Here is an 18,519-nt window from a genome sequence, read left to right as displayed (position 1 = left end):
AAGGGAAGATAGCAATAATCAAACCAATTTCAGAAAAAAGAATAAAGACCATTTTACTAAAAGTAGAAAGTGATTACTTTTCTCTAATACGCTTGTACATTTTAATACCTAACATGACTAGAATAGCAAATACCACAATCCCAAGCGTACCGTAGATCCAGTTAACAGCATTTTTTAGTATCACCAAAAACACCACAGAAAATAAGATGAGCGTGGCGCCCTCATTAAACATACGCATCCAATTAGAGCTGTACTTGTACACACCGTTATAATGTGCTTTAAAAATAAGGTGACATTTTATATGGTAGATAATTAGCGCCACTACAAAACCTAGTTTTACTTGCATCCAGGCATCTGTAATCCAAAAAGGACGCAATGCCAACAACCAAACCGCAAAACCCGTAGCCAAAATCATAGACGGCCAGGTAATAATATACCACAGACGCTTGGTCATTATTTTGTATTGCTCGCTTAAAATCTCACGTGCCGGACTCTCTTTTTGCTGTGCTTCAATCTGGTAAACAAACAATCTAACGATATAAAATAAGCCTGCAAACCAAGTAATGACAAAGATTAGGTGCAGTGATTTTATATAATTGTATTCCATATGTATCTCCCGAGAAGGCAGGAGTTGTATTATTACTAACGCCACAAAGATACTTCGCCCATAGGGACAATCCTGAAAAAAATCAGGAATCCTCGTGGCATATTGTTGTTATTCTTCTTCCACAAACAAATAATTAAGTTGCTTGCTATTAAAAGCATTGTTAAAGGCTTTTATTTCTTCTGAAACCAGCGAGTCAAACTTCACTAGTTCTGCATTCACTTGTTGGGAAAGTTCGTTTTTAACAGCAATATCTTGCTGAGTTGGTGGAAAATCGTCCATACCAACCAAACTGTTTAAATGAGCCAATTTATTGGTCAACCTAATCGGGAAGTTTAACGGGTCTTGCCCACTTCTGTTTTTAGTCTGGTACAATGCTTTTTCTATATCTGAAAATTTCTCGCTCAAATCTTTGGCTTTCGCTACCAACTCCTTCACGGCCTCATTGTCTTTGTATTGCTTCTGAAAAGCATCTAACTGCTTATTTATTTTTCTGATATTCTTAATAGACTTGTGTGCCTTATCTGCTGTTTTATTCACGTCTGTGATAAAGTCGTATTGTCGTTGCATTCCTGCCACATCGGTTTCAGCATTTTTATCTGGCACAATGTTGAAGTTTTGTACCAAAGCTGCCTCTCCTTCTACCTCCAGAACTACTTTATACATGCCAGGTACTGCCTGAGGCGCAGCTGTACTCGCCCACCATAAAATCATCCCGTCCAAACGTTCTGCGCCTTTCCCTCGCATATCCCATGTATGGTAATTAGCGCCTTTTTCAACCTTTAGTTCTTTTATATTTTTTTCTTTGTTCTTCTTCGTGCTAAACTTCTGTATCGTATCACCACGACTGTCTACGTAACTTAGCGTAATCTTTTTATCGGTTGGATCTTGCAAATTAAAATACGTCATCACACCACTAGGGTGGTTGGTACCGCTGGTTAATGAACCTTTTCTAGAACGCCCTCCCATACGGTAGGTGTCTTTAGGTTTGAAAAGGAAATTACCTTTTCCTTTAGCATTGGCAAGTTGGTGTAATAATCCTAGGTCATCAATAATCCAAAGACTTCGCCCTTGCGTAGCTACAATTAAATTGTTGTCTTTTACGGCTAAATCTGTAATTGGCACTATAGGCAAGTTAAGTTGAAACGGTTTCCAATAGGTGCCATCATTAAACGATATGTACATGCCTGTTTCTGTACCTGCGTATAATAATCCCTTACGGGTAGGATCTTCTCGCACAACGCGTGTAAAATGCTCTGAGGCTATACCATTGGTAATTTTCTTCCAAGTTTTGCCAAAATCTGTTGTTTTGTACAAATACGGTGCAAAATCGCCCGTTTTATATTTTGTGCCGGCTATATAACAGGTTCCTGCATCAAACACTGAAGGCTCTACACTGTTAATCATCATCCATTCTGGCATACCTGCTGGTGTAACGTCTGTCCAAGTTTTTCCACCATCTTTAGACACGTTTACCAACCCATCGTCACTTCCTGTCCATAACAACCCTTCTTGCAAGGGACTTTCCGCAGCAGCGAAAATAGTACAATAGTATTCTACCGAGGTATTATCCTGAGTGATAGGTCCTCCAGATGACTTCTGCTTTTCTGGGTCGTTACGTGTAAGGTCTGGGCTAATTACATCCCAACTTTCGCCTTCGTTGGTGGTAACGTGTAAGTGATTAGACGCTGTATATAGCTTCTTCGGATTGTGAGGTGAGAAGAAAATAGGGAAGTTCCATTGAAAACGATACTTCATATCTTCTACCCCATGCCCCATAGGGTTGTCTGGCCATACGCTAATACTTCTTATGGTATTTTTATCGTGGTTGTAACGTGTAAGAAAGCCGTCGTAGCTACCTCCGTACACAATGTCTGGATTGTTTGGGTCTACAGCTATATGCGCACTTTCACCTCCCGCTGTAGCTTCCCAGTCGTCTTCAGAAATATTTCCGCCTTCAGTTCTATGTGCTATGCGAACGGTAGAATTGTCTTGCTGCGCCGCATAAATTTTATAGGGAAAACTATTGTCTGTAGTCACTCTATAAAATTGAGAAGTTGGCTGATTGTGATAGGTGCTCCAGGTTTCACCACCATCGTAGCTTACCTGTGCGCCACCGTCGTCACCTATAATCATACGATTGGGGTCTTCTGGGGCAATCCATAAATCGTGGTGATCGCCGTGTGGTGCGTTGTACGTACTGTATGTTTTACCGCCATCGGTGCTTTTATGATAGCGCACATTAAGCACATACATCACATCTTGATCTTTGGTATCTGCATAAATACGCGTATAATACCAAGCACGTTGACGAAGTTTTCGTTCACTGTTTATAAGATTCCATGTTTCGCCACCATCATCGCTGCGATACACGCCTCCTTTATCTTTATTTTCTACAATTGCCCATACTCTGTCGCTATTGGCAGGCGACACGGTAACCCCTATAATCCCTAAGGTATCTGTGGCAAAGCCTTTGTTTTTTGAAATCTCAGTCCATGTTTCGCCGCTGTCTGTACTTTTCCATAGGGCAGAACCATCGCCCCCGCTACTTAAACTATACGGGGTACGGCGAACATTCCATGTAGAGGCGTATAATATTCTAGGGTTATTCGGATCCATAATAAGATCTACCACCCCAGCATTTTCGTTTGCAAAAAGCGTTTTACGCCAAGTTTTCCCACCGTCTGTACTTTTATACACTCCTCGTTCTTGAGTAGGTTTGTAGATATTCCCCATCACTCCAGCGTACACAATATTGTAGTCTGTTGGGTGAATGGCAATTCTTGGCACATGCCGGCTATTCTCGAGTCCTGCGGAAACCCAAGTTTTTCCAGCATCTTCACTTTTCCACATGCCGTAGCCAGAAGAAACGTTACCTCGAACGGTTTTTTCGCCACCTCCCACGTAGATTACGTTGGGGTCGCTTTGCGCAACTTCAATGGCACCTATAGAGCCTCCGAAATATCCATCTGAAATATTCTTCCATGATCTACCGCCGTCTTTGGTTTCCCAAATACCCCCACCAGTACTTCCGAAATAATACAAATTTGGCTTTCCTGGCACGCCTGTTACGGCAGCACTTCGGCCTCCTCGAAAGGGCCCTAGTAAACGATACTCAAGCGCTCCGTATAAGGCTTCGTCATAGGATTGAGCGAAGGAAGTTTCCGAAGAAAGTGAAATAAAAAGTACTGTTGAAAGAACAAAACTTAGGAGTTGATGGCGTTTCATAAACAATATATTAGAAAGTTTGTTTAAAGATAATGCATCATATAGTATTCAGAAAACATTACCGCAACGTTTTTCTAACCTCTCGATTTAGATAATAGCCCGTTACTAAGGTAGAAAGTACGTCTGCAATTGGGAAGGCAATCCACACTCCAAACACACCGTAAAATTTGGGAAGGATTAAAATTAACGGTATTAAGAAAAAACCTTGCTTTGTGAGACTTAGCAATAATGCTGGAATGGCTTTTCCGATTGCCTGAAAATACGACGAACCTATAAGTTGTACGGCAATCACAGGAGTCGCTGCAAACACCCAACGCAAGGCATCTGGTGTTCGTTTTAAAATTTCAGCATTATTAGCAATAGTATCTGCACTCTGCCCTGCTTTATTACTCACAAAAATTTCGACTAAACTAGGCGCAAAAAACATAATAATGGCAAATACAACAAGGGATAACCCGCCCGCATACCAAATAGATTTATTGATGGTTTCTCGAACACGTGCAACCTTTCCAGCTCCATAATTATAGGCAGCAATGGGTAAAAAACCTTGATTTACACCAATAACAGGAAATAGTGCAAACATTAACGCACGACTAATAATACCATATGACGCCACATCCATGGCATCACCTGTTGAAATAAGTACGTTATTAACCAAAATTGTAAATACGCTAATCACACCTTGTCGGGCAAGGGTTACTGAACTAAGTGCACTGATTTCGGAAACAATTTTCTTCTTTAATTTGAAATATTCGGCTTTCAGTCTTAGCTCACTTTTAAACAAGAAAAACCAAACAATAAATGCGAAGCAAATAAAATAACTAACAAACGTAGCCCACGCAGCTCCATGCATCCCAAAATCGAATACATTAATAAGGAGGTAATCCATAAAAATGTTAGCAATAGCTGGTAACATCATGGCATACATGGCAAATTTTGGTTTTCCTTCAGCCCTAATCACACTATTTCCCATCATGCACATAGACAGCATCACAATGCCGTACATCACAATTCTGTAGTAGACCAAAGCCTGATCTTTAAAACTATCGTCTGCTCCAAACCATTCTATTAAGGTATTTTGAAAAACAAGTCCGAGAATAGCAAGTAAGCCAGCTGTTAAAAAGGTAAGCGTAACCTGATTTCCAAAAACGCGCAATGCTTTATCATTGTCGCCAGAACCAAGCGCTCTAGAAAGCACAGAGCTCCCGCCAATACCAATGGCAAGACCAATTGCTCCAATAAAAAAGGTTACCGGAATTACAACAGTAATTGCTGAAATCGCCAACGGGCCAATCCATCTACCCACAAAAATGGTATCTACAATCATGTTTAGCGACATAACTAAGATACCGATAGAGGCAGGCACAGCTTGTTTTACTAGTAAAGAACTAATAGTGGCAGTACCGAGAGAAGCTGAATTGCTTTTTGCCATTATGCGATGGCTGTTTCAATAGTAACAATACGCCATTCTTCAATCATATTGGCGAGTACTTGTGCAAAGTCGTCTCGGTCATTCAGGCACGGAATGGTTGTGAATTGCTCTCCTCCTACTTCGTGGAAGATTTCTTCAGCCTCCATCGCAATTTCTTCAAGTGTTTCTAGACAGTCGCTTACAAATGCCGGAGTTACCACTGCTAGTTTTTTTACACCAGCCTTTCCCATTCGCTCTACGGTGCGGTCTGTGTATGGTTGCAACCATGGATCGAACCCAAGACGCGATTGAAAAGTAGTAGAATAGGTTCCGCGTTTTAATCCTAATTTTTTAGCAACATTTACCGTGGTAATTTCGCATTGGTGTTTATAGCAGAATTCATGTTGAGGCGAGCCCATTTTAAAACAGCACTTGCCATTCATTTTACAATTACCATTGGTAATATCACTTTTTCTAATGTGTCGCTCTGGCACCCCGTGATAACTAAACAACAAATGTTCGTAGTCTAAACCCTCTAAACTTTCAGCTATACTCTTAGAGAGCACATTAATATAATCTTCTCGTTTATAAAATGCTGGGGTTCTGGTAATTTTTAACTGCGGAAAATGTGCTGCAACAAGCTCGTCAACCTTTACATCGATTGTTTCTGTAGTTGCCATGGCAAATTGGGGATACAACGGAATGGTCTTAACTTCTGTAACACCCTGGTCTACTAACTCCTGAAGCCCTTTTTTTAATGTCATACTGCCATACCGCATAGCCAAGCCAACGGGTATGGTAACTTTTTCTTGTACTTTCTTCTGAAGGCGTTCTGAGAGCACAATGAGCGGCGACCCTTCGTCCCACCAGATCTTTGCATAGGCCTTAGCCGATTGTTTAGGGCGGGTGTTTAGTATAATACCACGAACTAGTAAAATGCGCGCCCAACGCGGCACATCAATTACACGAGGATCCATAAGAAACTCGTCTAGATATTTTTTTACGTCTTTGGGCTTGGTGCTTTCTGGCGAGCCAAGGTTCACAAGCAGTATTCCTTTCATATATTTTTATCAGTCTCAGCCGGTCATAGGCCCATTAAGATAATTGGAAAACCCTTCGGTAAGCTCGGGGTAATATCTTTCTACTTATTTAGAGAAACAAAAATACTTCTTAATGTTGGTTTGTAAAATCTTAGCCGATAGATTAACGAAATAATAAGATAAGTAAGCCAACATTGTTTGACATATATGCTACGCAACTACGTTATTTAGACAAACCCATCACAAATTTCTTTGGCGTTGTGCCAAACTTCTTTTTAAAAGCTGCGATAAAATGACTGGCAGTGCTATACCCAACTTTTAACCCTACTTCGTTGACGTTATAGCCTCCTGTAGCCAATAATTGGCGAGAAACTTCCATCTTATAATCGAACAAAAAACTAAATACAGAATCTCCATATATTTGCTTAAAGCCTTCTTTGAGCTTGTTGATTGGTAATTGTATTTCATCGGCCAACTCCTGTAGGCTAGGTGGTTCTGCCATTCTTGAAATTATAATTTCTTTGGCCTTTTTAATTTTTACCACATTCTGCTCATCTACCAAAAATGGACATTGCTCTACGTTTACATCTTCTTCTCTATTAAAATAAAGACTTAGCAACTCGTAAGCTTTTCCTTTAAAGTATAATTGTTTGATGGTGGGGTGTAGATTGTAATTCAATAACTGATTGAGCACAATTGCCATAGACGGCGAAATATGAGCGTCTTTGTAATACTTTCTACCCTTATTCTCATCACTTAAAAACGTAATATAGTTGGCCTCTGTAGAAAACAAAGTGTGAAATTTCTTGATTGGTAATAGAACCGAAAGCACCCATGAATGTGCAGCTACAGCAACTTCAATTGGTAAATCGCGCTCCGGATTATAGAGCAGCAAAGAGGTTTCTTCTTGTATTGGCAAGCGATAGTTTCCGTTATTAAAACTAAATGAACCCGATCCTTTTACACAAAAATGAAATTGTATAAAATCTGAGCTTACCTCCCGCTTATACACCTGAGACTCAATAGTATCGTTGGTAAACTTTAGAATAAAAAAGCCCTCTTCTATCTGAGTTTCTCTATAAATACCTTGAGCGATATTTTTTACTGAAATTTCCTTTGAATTTTGCATTATTTATTTATAATCATTCTAAATAAATTCGTTTAGTGGGCGTAACAAAGATACAGTTTTACTAGCACTCCCAAAATAAATGCCAAAATTTGACTGTTTGGAACGCGCATCGATACAATTGATACCTCTAGCGTTATTTTTTGCATTTCGGTTCTCTTAATTTTGCGTTGTTAATGAAACACACAAACGGCAAACGACATTTTTCTACTCAAGAAAGTACTTTTTATGCTATTGGTCTAAACTACAAAAAGGCCGATGCCGAAATTCGTGGACATTTCAGTATTTCTGAATCTGCTCAAAAAGCAATATTAGCAACAGCCAAAACCGAAGGTATTGAGGCATTAAGTGTGTTATCAACTTGCAACCGCACCGAGCTATATGGTTTTGCAACCCATCCCTCACAGCTTATTAAGTTATTATGCGAGCACACCCACGGCACCGTAGAAGAGTTTGAACAAGTTGCTTATGTTTTTGAAGGAGACCAAGCAGTTTCTCATATATTTAAGGTAGGTACTGGACTAGACAGCCAGATTCTAGGAGATTTCGAGATTATAAGTCAGTTACGCATTGGGTTCAAACGTGCTAAAAAAATGGGGCTTCTAAATGCCTATATGGAGCGTCTCGCTAACGCTGTGATTCAGGCAAGTAAACAAATAAAAAATGAGACCGAAATTTCAACGGGAGCTACCTCTGTAAGTTTTGCCGCTGTTCAATACATTATGGCACGAGTTCCTTATGTCTCGGAGAAGAATATTTTACTATTCGGAATTGGCAAAATTGGGCGAAATACTTGCGAAAATCTTATAAAACACACCAAAAACGAGCAAATTACCCTAATAAATCGCACAAAACTAAAAGCTGAGGCAATTGCAGGTAAGTTTAATTTGGTGGTAAAAGACTACTCAAATATCCAAAGTGAGATTGCGCAGAGCGATATTCTGATTGTTGCTACAGGAGCACAAAAACCAACAATTTCAAAAGAATTGTTATACTTAAAAAAACCGCTGCTTATTCTAGACTTATCGATACCAAAGAACGTAGCAACAAATGTAACAGACAATGAGCTTGTTACACTCATTCATCTAGACGAACTTAGTAAAGTAACAGACGCTACTTTGGCGCATCGACAATCGCAAATTCCTAAGGCAGCTAACATTATCACTTCAATAGAGCAAGAGTTTAAAACCTGGGCCGAAAACAGAAGTTTTGCTCCAACGCTAAAGGCCTTAAAAAATAAACTTTCAGCAATAAAAGAAGGCGAAATTGACAATCAGCGCAAGAAATTGAGCAATTTTAATGAAGAACAAGCCGAAATCTTAAGTAATCGTATTATTCAAAAAATCACTACGCAGTTTGCCAATCATTTAAAAGCTCAAAATGGTAAAGCGCAAGAAAGTGCCGAAATGCTTCGAACTGTGTTTCAATTAAACGACGAAATCAATGAGTAAAACCATTCGCATAGGTACTCGAGATAGTGAATTAGCCCTCTGGCAAGCAACAACTGTACAGCAACAACTAGAGTCGCTTGGATATCATACACAACTTGTACCGGTAAAATCTACAGGAGATTTGGTACTAGACAAGCCACTCTACGAAATGGGGATTACAGGAATCTTTACCAAAACATTAGATATTGCAATGCTTAATGGCACTGTAGACATTGCTGTTCATAGCATGAAGGACGTACCAACGGCATTGCCAAAAGGAATAGAACAGACTGCTGTACTAGAGCGCGCAACGGCTACAGACATATTAGTAACCACAAAAAGTGAAGTAGATTTTTCAAAACCCTGCACTATTGCTACAGGTAGTCTTAGGCGAAAAGCACAATGGCTTCACCGATATCCACACCATACTGTAGTAGATTTTCGCGGAAATGTGAACACTAGACTACAAAAGTTAAGTGATAGCAATTGGGATGGTGCCATTTTTGCGAAAGCAGGATTGCAGCGTATTGGTATACTTCCGCAATACCATACCGATTTAGATTGGATGATTTCTGCTCCTGCCCAAGGAGCCATGGTTGTAGTAGCTCTAGAGACAGATAGTTACTGCAAAGAAGCTAGCCAAAAACTAAATAACCCCCATGCAGAAATTGTTACACGTATAGAACGTGACTTTTTACGAACTCTTGAAGGAGGCTGTACTGCACCCATTGGGGCCTACGCCGAAATATTAGGTAATGCCATAGATTTTAAAGGATCGCTCTTGTCTTTAGACGGGGGAGATAAAATTGAAATACTTAAAGCAATTTTGGTAGAAGACGTACAACCAGACACCGGAGTCGCATGGGCCAAAGAAGTCTTAGATCGCGGAGGTAAAGAATTAATGACTCAAATAAAAAGGGCGCTATAGTATGCGTGTGCTTTCAACAAAAAGACTAAAAGGCAACCAGCGGGATTTACTGCTAGGAGCTGGTTTTGAAGTAGTTGACTATAACGCCATAACAATTGAGTACTTAGATTTTGAAGCGCCTGAATCATGCAAGAATGCAATTTTTACAAGTCAGCACGCTGTGCGGTCTATTTTGAGCAAAAACATCAGCATTGACACTAGCTTTTGTGTTGGTCCTAAAACAAAAGCCCTTTTAGAAGAAAACGGCATAAAAGTCTCTAAAATGGCCTATAATTCGCAAGAATTGGGCGATTTTATCACGATAAATCATAAAAATGAGATATTTCACTATTTCTGTGGCATCATTCGAAGAGACGAATTACCGAACATCCTAAAGGAAGCAAAAATTGACTTTTTTGAAACAAAAACATACAAAACCGAGCTAAAATCGAAGAAATTCGAGCAAAAATGGGACGGAATCTTATTTTTTAGTCCGAGTGGCGTACAAAGTTATTGTTTAGAAAATTCGCTAGAAAATAATACGGCTATTTGCATTGGTGACACCACAGCAAAAGCTGCCAAAGAACATACGCAAAATGTCTATGTTGCAAATTCTACTTCAGTAGAGAGTGTTATAGCAAAGGCGGTAAAGAAATTAAAATAAGAACGGTGCTTCCGCGAGCGCATATTAGAGAATCTATAAAATGACAAAAGTTAAAAACGACCTATTTCTTAGAGCCTTAAAAGGCGAAACTGTTTCTCGTCCGCCAGTCTGGATGATGCGACAAGCAGGGCGCTATCTTCCAGAATTTATGGAGATAAAAGCCAAGTACGACTTCTTTACTCGTTGCCAAACACCCGAACTCGCTAGCGAGATTACAGTACAACCCATAAGACGTTATGGTATGGATGCTGCAATTCTTTTTAGCGATATTCTGGTAATTCCGCAAGCTATGAACATAGAGGTAGAGATGAAACCTGGCGTAGGCCCTTGGTTGCCAAATCCTATTCGCACCTACAAAGATTTAGACGCTGTGGTGGTTCCAGATATTCATGATACACTTGGTTATGTAATGGATGCCATAAAAATGACCAAAGAAAAACTGAATGATGAAATTCCATTAATAGGTTTTGCGGGAAGTCCTTGGACCATCTTATGTTACTGTGTACAAGGTCAAGGCAGTAAGAATTTTGACAAAGCGAAAGAGTTTTGCTTTACACAGCCCGTTGCCGCACACGAATTGTTGCAAAAAATTACCGATACTACAATTTTATACCTGAAGGAGAAAGTAAAAGCAGGTGTGAATGCAGTACAAGTTTTTGATAGTTGGGGCGGAATGTTATCTCCAACAGACTATCAGGAATTTTCATGGCAGTACATGCAACAAATTATAGATGCCCTAAAAAACGAGGCCCCTGTGATTGCTTTTGGTAAGGGATGTTGGTTTGCACTAGACACTATGGCTAAAAGTGGCGCTGCAGCACTAGGTATAGACTGGACTTGCTCTGCCAAGAATGCACGTTATCTTACCGGCGGAAACATTACATTACAAGGTAATTTTGATCCTACCCGATTGTTTAGTCCGCCAGCTGAAATAAAGAAAATGGTGAAGCAAATGATTGATGACTTCGGAAAGGATAAATACATTGTAAATTTAGGACATGGTATCTTACCTAACATTCCTATTGAAAATGCTGGGGCTTTTATTGAAGCAGTTAAAGAATACAAAATGCACTAATGAATATTTGGAAACGAATTCGACAATTAAGCGTAGGGCAGTTATGGAAACTAACCATGCTTTTTGTTGTTAATCCGTTTAAAATTATTCCTACCCTACGAGCAACCCAACGCACATTTTATATTTGTAACAAACTTTATGGGAAAGAACATCATAAGAGTAATAAAGCAAATGCATTTAGACATGCACTATGGAATGCTCTAATTTGTAAAAACATTCGAAAAAAGTCAAAAAATAAGCAAAAAACTGTGTTTTGGGCTCAAAAAGTAACAGATTTATATGAAAATGTTACAAAAAACAACGAGCTAGACGAGGCGATGGATTTACACAACAACGCCATAGGCCGCATCTCTTTTTTAAACTTTTTAGACAAAAAAGAAGAAGAATTGGTCGGTTTTTTACAAAATAAGTCGAAAAACGCTCGAAAAATTCAAAATTTGGAAGAAATAGAAAGCACAACAAACCAAATGGTGTATTTACATGATTAAGAATATTTTTAAAGGAATTAAAGCGTACGCAGGAACTTTTAAGCTCATAAATAATTTAGGGCTCTGGAAGTATTTTGCAATTCCCATTGCAATTAGTTTTTTAACAGCATTGCTCATCGGTGTACTTGCGTGGGCGTTAAGCGATTCTATAGGTTCGATTATAGCGAAAGTTTGGTTTTGGGAATGGGGTTCAGAAACATTTCGAGCGATTAGTGATGTAATGGGCGGAATTCTTATCGTGGCTTTAGGTCTTATTCTATACAAACACATCATTTTAGCTGTAAGCGCTCCTTTTATGAGTCCCGTTTCAGAAAAAATAGAGCACCACCTACTTGGTGCAGCGCATACACATAGAAACACCACAAATGCTGCTCAATTATGGCGCGGAGTACGTATTAATACACGCAATTTATTGATGGAGTTTATGTTTACCATTCCTTTATTACTTCTAAGTTTTATTCCTGTACTAAATATCGTGACATCAATTTTAATCTTTATTATTCAATCGTATTATGCCGGATTCGGTAATATGGATTACACGCTAGAACGCCATTACACCTATTCTGAGAGCACCAAGTTTGTACGCAACAACAGTGGTGTTGCCATAGGTAACGGAATCATTTTTATGGCGATGTTATTTATACCTGTGTTGGGTATTATTTTAGTTCTTCCGTTGTCTGTAACAGCTTCTACAACAGAGACTGTGCGGCTTATAAAAGAAAACAAAAAATTGCCTCTCGAAAATGCATCAAATAAATCGCTTCATGTATAAGGGAGCCGATTTTCATATGGCACTCGTACAACCCGAAGATGCTATGGCTGTGCACACACTTATCATGGGTAATTTGGATCGCTTTAAAACATACTTCCCAAAAACAGTAGCCGCCAATATTACTTTTGAGAAATCAAAAAGGTTTGTAGCGACAATTGTAGAAGACATAAAAAACAAAACACAGTATTTATATACCATAAAGGTAAACGGAACTCTAGCAGGGTTAATATATCTGAAAGAATTAGATTGGGACAAAAAAGAAGGAGAATTTGCATACTGTATTGACGAAAGCTATGCCGGCAACGGACTTACAACGAAGGCCGTTACAGTTTTATCTAGCCATGCCTTTACTGTATTTCACTTACAATTACTTAAAATAATTGTGCATCATAGCAATATTCCCAGCGTACGCATTGCCGAAAAATGTAATTTTAAACCTATAAAAACACTATCTAACGCATTTACTCCACCTGGCGGGGTGCCTTTAGATATGCAACTATTTGAACTTAGAAAATGAAAGAACAATTTGTAAACTACATTCGCACCCTTCAAGATACTATAACAAAAACGTTAGAGCAATTAGATGGCGCTGTAACTTTTCAAGAAGACCTTTGGAAACGTCCTGAAGGTGGTGGTGGCCGTACACGCGTCATTGAAAATGGAAGTGTATTTGAAAAAGGAGGCGTTAATATTTCTGAAGTACACGGCAAACTGCCAGAATCTATGCAGCAGTATTTTGGAGTTACAGATGCCGATTTCTTTGCATGCGGTCTCAGCCTTGTACTTCATCCTGTGAATCCGATGGTGCCGACTGTACATGCCAATTGGCGCTATTTTGAAATGTACAATTCTAATGGAGAAATAGTAGACCAATGGTTTGGCGGCGGTCAAGATCTTACTCCATATTATCTATTTGAGGAAGACGCCGTACATTTTCATAACGTTTGTAAGTTAGCTTGCGACAAACACAACGGAAATTTCTATAATACCTATAAAGCACGTTGTGATGAATATTTCTACAATACGCACAGAGGGGAAGCTCGGGGTATTGGAGGATTGTTTTTCGATTACTGTAAGGCTTCAGAGGCTATGAGTATGCAAAACTGGTATAATTTTGTAACCGAAGTGGGTGATAGCTTTTTAGAAGCCTATGTTCCTGTAGTTCAGAAAAGAAAAGACCTTCCATTTACCGAAGCACAAAGAACCTGGCAAGAAATACGTCGCGGACGTTATGTGGAGTTTAATCTTGTTCACGACAAAGGAACACTGTTCGGTTTAAAAACAAATGGGCGTATTGAGAGTATCTTAATGAGTCTTCCGCCAAAAGTACAATGGGTATACAATCATGAACCAGCCGAAGGTAGCGATGAAGAAGCTCTATTAAAAGTACTTAAAAACCCGAAAAACTGGGCGTCATAGAACCACAAAGAGTGTAATTACTACACGTTTGTTTCTTAAAAATCACGTAAAATTTTAAAGGCTAATTTTGGCACATATTTGTAGTGTTCGGTTTATCAATTAATTACAAATTTATTGCGGTGGTCTGCAAACGCGGCATTACTTTTTCTATATACAGAGCACTATAAATTAATTAATAAAAAATCTATGAAAAAGTTAATGTTAACAGCCGTAATTGCATTAGGAACATTTGTTGCAGTTCAGGCACAGGAAAAAGAAGTAATTGTTGAAACTCAAGCTGAAGTTCAAAATCCAACGCAGCAAGAAGATGCTAAGATGATGGCTAAAGCTGAAGTGAGTAAAGAGAGCTTCAAAGAAATTAAGGCGTCAGAATTACCAACAGCAGTTTTAAAAGCCGTTGCAGCAGATTTTGAAGGAGCAACTGTAGAAAAGGCGTATGTAAACGATAAAAAAGAGTTTAAACTTGTGCTGCAAACAATTAGCTCAGACAAAAAACTTGCTACAAAGACGGTTTTTGCCTCTAAAGATGGTACTTGGATTAAAGCTCCAAAAACAAAGCTTAAACAATAGTAAAACTCACAACGACAAAAAAGGCGCTACCTAAAATAGCGCCTTTTTTATTGGTTATTTCCAAATTAGTGATTGCTTAGACGCTATTTGATGCTCATCCTGATACGAATGAAATCGTGCCTTTAATAAGAGTCGGCGTCCATCTACATTTCTGGTAAAGACCAATTTCGCATTTCCGTTGAAGCGTTTCCAATTCTTAAAGAAAATTCTTGCTTCATTCTTATGCTCACCAAATATTTTCGGTATAGAATAATAATTAGAAAAGCCTAGCTTTCTTCGCAACCAATTACTTTGTACAATTAAATACCGCGGATTAGTAACAGGGTCTATTATTTCCTGTAAATACGGAACAAATTGAACTTCTGTCTTGGCCTTTGCTCCAACAAGATAGCAAGATAATGAGCCATCTTTAAATTGATCTACAACCAACGAAACATTGTGGTTCGTAAGAATACCTTTTTCTGCCATGGTCTCTTTAAGCGCCATTGCAATTTTCCTCAATTCTTTATCTCGTCTGCCATATTTCACATAAAGAATCACCGCCTTCACCGTCTTAGGAAGTAATACCATGGCAAATCCCAGCAATAAGGCATACATAAAATATAGCGCTCCTTTAGATAATAAAGTGGTTAGATTTTTAAGAAGCAATTCGGGTAGCGTTATGCTAAATAAAACAGATAATTCTACCAGAACATACGTAAGTGCATCTTTAAAATATAACTTTTTAAGTACAGGGTAACTTATTTGTTCCTTATAAGAAAGCTTAAGTTCTCTAACTAAAACTTGTCCTCCATCAATAGCTTCATGCCATCGTTGGGCTATTTTAGTTCTTTCAGCAGAAAGCCTTGCCATTTTACTGTTTAAAGCCTTCACATTTTTTATATCCTGTAAAACATTTAACCTATCTGCGCCATTTTCAACATATGGTTTATCTTCTAATGAAATTCCGCAAAAAGCATCAAATCTTCGTAAAAGTAACGCTACGTCTGCACCGCCCATTTCGCTTGTTGGATCTACGCAAGCAATATGCCATATGTTGGCCACTTTATTAGGTTTTAGCCTATTCACACGTATCGCACGGCCCCTCATTTGGTTAGACATTACAAACGACCCTACAAAACTTGCTAAGATTAAGGTGTTTAATGCTGGCGCATCCCAGCCTTCCCCCAATAACGCCTTTGTGCCTATTAGTACTTCTATCGTTCCTGCTTCAAAAAGTTGTGTCATGGCATTTACAATGTCTTTGCTACCTGCCACATTAGGTTTTATAAGAACGTATTCTGTTTCCCACAGTATCTCTTGTCTAAAATTCTCTGCGGAAAGTACCTTCGAAAGGTCCTTTACGATGGTATTATGAACAATGACTAGCGACCCCGTTAATACCGCTAGTTTTTCAATTTTTAAAGGAAATCCTGCTTCTTTCTTTATAGCATTTCGTACATATTGAAAGATGGGTACCACACCAATTTTATTGATTTCTGTAATTGATTCGCCAAATTTTACATCTAAAAATTCTTTCCTAATAAAGTCTGTAAGCACTACCATTCTTAGGTTCTCAGAAAGTTGGCTGCTTTCTACCTTTACTATTTCTACAATACTTTTTAACTTAGATGGGCTCTGCGCAAGTTTTCTATATAAGCTACGTTCCCCGACCAGATTAATTTTCTTTTGCTCAAAAGCACCAATTTTTCGTAAGTCCTTTTCTATTGGTTGTAATAATTCTTCTTCCTCGATATACAGGTCTCTATTTTCAATGAGAAAATAATTTAACAATATAGTTACCCATTCGTAGCTAAGCGACGGAAAGCGTACTTTTTTACTGTCAATTCCTAAAAATTCTGTTTTCGTTTTATCTATTTCAACTCCTGCTGCATTTAGATAGATTAGTAATGCAGAAAAGCGCTCCGGCTCATGATAAATAGCCTCTAAATTTTTTTCGGTTTCTGCGTAAAACGGATGTCTTTTAACGAAGTTTATAAATGCTTCGTTACTTTTTAAATTTGTAACAAAAGTCATTAATTTTTCGCGATAGGTAAGGATAAATTGAATTTGCGCAGCCTCAGGTTCGGAAAAATAAATATAGTCTTGATGTGGACATAGATTACCTTCTCGCACCAATTCGGGCACACCAATCTCCATGTCTACAGGGCCACAGAGATCAAAATACTTTCTAATCTCATTCTGTTCGCTATCGTATGGAGGCGTTGCCGTTAGTGCTATGAGCGTGCAATTGGGCAACTGCTTCAAGGCAAATAACGGCTTCCACCATTCATTTTTAAGATGGTGAGCTTCGTCTAACACCAAGGTTCCAATTCCTTCTTGCTTAAAGTAAGCAACTAATTTTTCCGAAGAGAATTCTAAATCATTTTTATAATAAGAGTGTAACGATTGGTAAGTTGAAAAAGTAAGGGTTGCAGGCTGTTTTATATTAAACGATATACTTACTTCGCTCCCTGCCACCGAAAAATCTGACATACGCTCGCGCCATTGATTCCTAATGGTCAATGTAGGAGAAAGAATAAGTGTCTTTTTATTGAGTCGCTGAACCATTTCTAGCCCCAAAACGGTCTTCCCAGATCCAGGAGGAGCCACCACATGCAGGTGATTGTCTTCAAGATGTGTATTAAACTCTGTTAAGAATCGTTGTTGGTACGTTCGCCAAGGGTGAATAAACTGAAAGTGCGGTGATAGTAGGCTCAATGCGCGCGGGGCTCGATTTATATTGATTACATTTGTATCGTTAAAAATAGGGAATTGCGATGAAACCATTCCCCAATAAATAGTAAAAGCATGTACCCACTTCGCAGAAACCGCAGACTTAGGCAAAACGAAGCCATACGTAGTTTGGTACGAGAAACTAGTATCTCCCCAAACGATTTTTTAGTGCCGCTTTTTGTTGTTGAAGGCACCGCTGTAAAAGAAGAAATTGCATCTATGCCTGGCTATTATCGCTATAGCTTAGATTTGCTGAAAGCAGAAATAAAAGAGCTTTGGTCTTTAGGTTTAAAGGGAGTACTGTTATTTGTAAAAGTATCCGATGCGCTTAAAGACAACAAAGGAACCGAAGCAGTAAACCCCGATGGTTTAATGCAACGAGCTATCAAGACCATAAAAGACGCTTGTCCGCAGATGTTGGTAATGACAGATGTAGCCATGGATCCGTATTCAAGTTACGGTCATGATGGTGTAGTTTCTAATGGAAAAATTATAAACGATGACACCAATGCTATTTTAGCTGAAATGTCCTTGAGTCATGCCAAAGCGGGTGCCGATTTTGTAGCGCCAAGCGATATGATGGATGGGCGTATTCTTGCCATAAGAGAGTTGCTAGAGACTGAAGGCTTTCATGATACGGGTATCATGAGTTATAGTGCGAAATATGCTTCTGCGTTCTACGGGCCATTTAGAGATGCGTTAGACAGCGCTCCTGTTAACATGAAAGATGTGCCTAAAGACAAGAGCACCTACCAAATGGATCCTGCCAACAGGGATGAAGCCATTAAAGAGACACTCATGGATATTGAAGAAGGCGCCGATATTGTGATGGTAAAACCAGGGCTTTGCTATTTAGACATTGTACGAGACATACGCGATGTGGTAGATGTGCCAGTGGCGGTATACCAAGTAAGCGGAGAATATGCAATGCTGAAAGCGGCTGCAGAAAAAGGATGGTTAGATCATGATACTGTAATGCTCGAGCAAATTACTTCAATTAAAAGAGCCGGCGCAACCATCATAGCCAGCTATTTTGCAAAAGACGTTGTAAAACTAATTTCTTAGTTAGC

The 18,519-nt window shown here is 39.0% G+C and carries 16 protein-coding genes; 10 read left to right on the top strand and 6 right to left on the bottom strand.

What is annotated here, in order from left to right; all coding sequences use genetic code 11:
- Positions 1 to 73: 73 nt before the first annotated feature.
- The 5 genes from G5B37_RS10595 to G5B37_RS10575 all read right to left on the bottom strand — a co-directional run bounded on the left by G5B37_RS10595 (position 74) and on the right by G5B37_RS10575 (position 7,412).
- On the bottom strand, positions 74 to 607 hold the full coding sequence (locus tag G5B37_RS10595) for a CopD family protein (RefSeq protein ID WP_164680005.1): 534 nt from the start codon (positions 605 to 607) through the stop codon (positions 74 to 76).
- Between the two features lie 108 nt (positions 608 to 715).
- Positions 716 to 3,832 (bottom strand): VPS10 domain-containing protein, encoded by a 3,117-nt coding sequence (locus G5B37_RS10590; protein WP_164680004.1) that lies wholly within the window; start codon positions 3,830 to 3,832, stop codon positions 716 to 718.
- Between the two features lie 58 nt (positions 3,833 to 3,890).
- A complete protein-coding gene (locus G5B37_RS10585) occupies positions 3,891 to 5,264 on the bottom strand; it encodes an MATE family efflux transporter (protein ID WP_164680003.1) in 1,374 nt (457 codons plus the stop codon).
- Complete coding sequence (gene hemH, locus G5B37_RS10580; RefSeq protein WP_164680002.1) at positions 5,264 to 6,304, bottom strand: ferrochelatase; 1,041 nt, start codon at positions 6,302 to 6,304, stop codon at positions 5,264 to 5,266. The genes G5B37_RS10585 and hemH overlap by 1 nt, the downstream gene beginning before the upstream one ends.
- A 202-nt stretch (positions 6,305 to 6,506) precedes the next feature.
- Positions 6,507 to 7,412 (bottom strand): AraC family transcriptional regulator, encoded by a 906-nt coding sequence (locus tag G5B37_RS10575; RefSeq protein WP_164680001.1) that lies wholly within the window; start codon positions 7,410 to 7,412, stop codon positions 6,507 to 6,509.
- 173 nt (positions 7,413 to 7,585) lie between these two features.
- Between G5B37_RS10575 and hemA the strand changes: the two genes are divergently transcribed.
- The 9 genes from hemA to G5B37_RS10530 all read left to right on the top strand — a co-directional run bounded on the left by hemA (position 7,586) and on the right by G5B37_RS10530 (position 14,734).
- Complete coding sequence (gene hemA, locus G5B37_RS10570; RefSeq protein ID WP_164680000.1) at positions 7,586 to 8,860, top strand: glutamyl-tRNA reductase; 1,275 nt, start codon at positions 7,586 to 7,588, stop codon at positions 8,858 to 8,860.
- The gene (gene hemC / locus G5B37_RS10565; RefSeq protein ID WP_164679999.1) at positions 8,853 to 9,767 is read left to right on the top strand and encodes a hydroxymethylbilane synthase; all 915 of its coding nucleotides are present in this window, start codon (positions 8,853 to 8,855) and stop codon (positions 9,765 to 9,767) included. Before hemA ends, hemC begins: the two co-directional genes overlap by 8 nt.
- A 1-nt stretch (position 9,768) precedes the next feature.
- A complete protein-coding gene (locus G5B37_RS10560; RefSeq protein ID WP_164679998.1) occupies positions 9,769 to 10,410 on the top strand; it encodes a uroporphyrinogen-III synthase in 642 nt (213 codons plus the stop codon).
- A gap of 40 nt (positions 10,411 to 10,450) precedes the next feature.
- Positions 10,451 to 11,485 carry a uroporphyrinogen decarboxylase gene (gene hemE / locus G5B37_RS10555; RefSeq protein ID WP_164679997.1) on the top strand — a complete coding sequence of 345 codons (1,035 nt, stop codon included), beginning with the start codon at positions 10,451 to 10,453 and terminating at the stop codon, positions 11,483 to 11,485.
- Positions 11,485 to 11,973 (top strand): DUF6973 domain-containing protein, encoded by a 489-nt coding sequence (locus G5B37_RS10550; protein WP_164679996.1) that lies wholly within the window; start codon positions 11,485 to 11,487, stop codon positions 11,971 to 11,973. Before hemE ends, G5B37_RS10550 begins: the two co-directional genes overlap by 1 nt.
- Positions 11,966 to 12,745, top strand: a complete 780-nt coding sequence (locus G5B37_RS10545; protein ID WP_164679995.1) for an EI24 domain-containing protein — start codon at positions 11,966 to 11,968, stop codon at positions 12,743 to 12,745. Before G5B37_RS10550 ends, G5B37_RS10545 begins: the two co-directional genes overlap by 8 nt.
- Complete coding sequence (locus tag G5B37_RS10540; protein ID WP_164679994.1) at positions 12,738 to 13,262, top strand: GNAT family N-acetyltransferase; 525 nt, start codon at positions 12,738 to 12,740, stop codon at positions 13,260 to 13,262. The genes G5B37_RS10545 and G5B37_RS10540 overlap by 8 nt, the downstream gene beginning before the upstream one ends.
- Positions 13,259 to 14,164, top strand: a complete 906-nt coding sequence (gene hemF, locus G5B37_RS10535) for an oxygen-dependent coproporphyrinogen oxidase (protein ID WP_164679993.1) — start codon at positions 13,259 to 13,261, stop codon at positions 14,162 to 14,164. The genes G5B37_RS10540 and hemF overlap by 4 nt, the downstream gene beginning before the upstream one ends.
- Positions 14,165 to 14,350: 186 nt before the next feature.
- Entirely contained in the window at positions 14,351 to 14,734 is a 384-nt protein-coding gene (locus G5B37_RS10530) for a hypothetical protein (protein ID WP_164679992.1), read from the top strand.
- A gap of 54 nt (positions 14,735 to 14,788) precedes the next feature.
- On the opposite strand, the gene G5B37_RS10525 is transcribed toward G5B37_RS10530, so the two are convergent.
- Positions 14,789 to 17,434 carry a DEAD/DEAH box helicase family protein gene (locus tag G5B37_RS10525; RefSeq protein ID WP_263649790.1) on the bottom strand — a complete coding sequence of 882 codons (2,646 nt, stop codon included), beginning with the start codon at positions 17,432 to 17,434 and terminating at the stop codon, positions 14,789 to 14,791.
- Positions 17,435 to 17,524: 90 nt separating this feature from the next.
- Here G5B37_RS10525 and hemB point away from each other — a divergent pair, with 90 nt between their 5' ends.
- Positions 17,525 to 18,514 carry a porphobilinogen synthase gene (hemB, locus tag G5B37_RS10520; RefSeq protein ID WP_164679990.1) on the top strand — a complete coding sequence of 330 codons (990 nt, stop codon included), beginning with the start codon at positions 17,525 to 17,527 and terminating at the stop codon, positions 18,512 to 18,514.
- Positions 18,515 to 18,519: the final 5 nt, after the last annotated feature.

Origin of the sequence: Rasiella rasia, assembly GCF_011044175.1 — a bacterium.
Lineage (GTDB): Bacteria > Bacteroidota > Bacteroidia > Flavobacteriales > Flavobacteriaceae > Marinirhabdus > Marinirhabdus rasia.
Note: the sequence above shows the minus strand (reverse complement) of the source record. Positions and strands in the feature narration are given on the sequence as shown.

Excerpts from the sequence above, each read along its gene's own strand:
- G5B37_RS10545 (WP_164679995.1), top strand. The coding sequence starts at position 11,966 with ATGATTAAGAATATTTTTAAAGGAATTAAAGCGTACGCAGGAACTTTT.
- G5B37_RS10595 (WP_164680005.1), bottom strand. The coding sequence starts at position 607 with ATGGAATACAATTATATAAAATCACTGCACCTAATCTTTGTCATTACT.
- G5B37_RS10575 (WP_164680001.1), bottom strand. The coding sequence starts at position 7,412 with ATGCAAAATTCAAAGGAAATTTCAGTAAAAAATATCGCTCAAGGTATT.
- hemF (WP_164679993.1), top strand. The coding sequence starts at position 13,259 with ATGAAAGAACAATTTGTAAACTACATTCGCACCCTTCAAGATACTATA.
- G5B37_RS10550 (WP_164679996.1), top strand. The coding sequence starts at position 11,485 with ATGAATATTTGGAAACGAATTCGACAATTAAGCGTAGGGCAGTTATGG.
- hemE (WP_164679997.1), top strand. The coding sequence starts at position 10,451 with ATGACAAAAGTTAAAAACGACCTATTTCTTAGAGCCTTAAAAGGCGAA.
- G5B37_RS10560 (WP_164679998.1), top strand. The coding sequence starts at position 9,769 with ATGCGTGTGCTTTCAACAAAAAGACTAAAAGGCAACCAGCGGGATTTA.
- hemH (WP_164680002.1), bottom strand. The coding sequence starts at position 6,304 with ATGAAAGGAATACTGCTTGTGAACCTTGGCTCGCCAGAAAGCACCAAG.
- hemA (WP_164680000.1), top strand. The coding sequence starts at position 7,586 with ATGAAACACACAAACGGCAAACGACATTTTTCTACTCAAGAAAGTACT.
- G5B37_RS10590 (WP_164680004.1), bottom strand. The coding sequence starts at position 3,832 with ATGAAACGCCATCAACTCCTAAGTTTTGTTCTTTCAACAGTACTTTTT.
- hemB (WP_164679990.1), top strand. The coding sequence starts at position 17,525 with ATGTACCCACTTCGCAGAAACCGCAGACTTAGGCAAAACGAAGCCATA.
- G5B37_RS10585 (WP_164680003.1), bottom strand. The coding sequence starts at position 5,264 with ATGGCAAAAAGCAATTCAGCTTCTCTCGGTACTGCCACTATTAGTTCT.
- G5B37_RS10540 (WP_164679994.1), top strand. The coding sequence starts at position 12,738 with ATGTATAAGGGAGCCGATTTTCATATGGCACTCGTACAACCCGAAGAT.
- hemC (WP_164679999.1), top strand. The coding sequence starts at position 8,853 with ATGAGTAAAACCATTCGCATAGGTACTCGAGATAGTGAATTAGCCCTC.
- G5B37_RS10530 (WP_164679992.1), top strand. The coding sequence starts at position 14,351 with ATGAAAAAGTTAATGTTAACAGCCGTAATTGCATTAGGAACATTTGTT.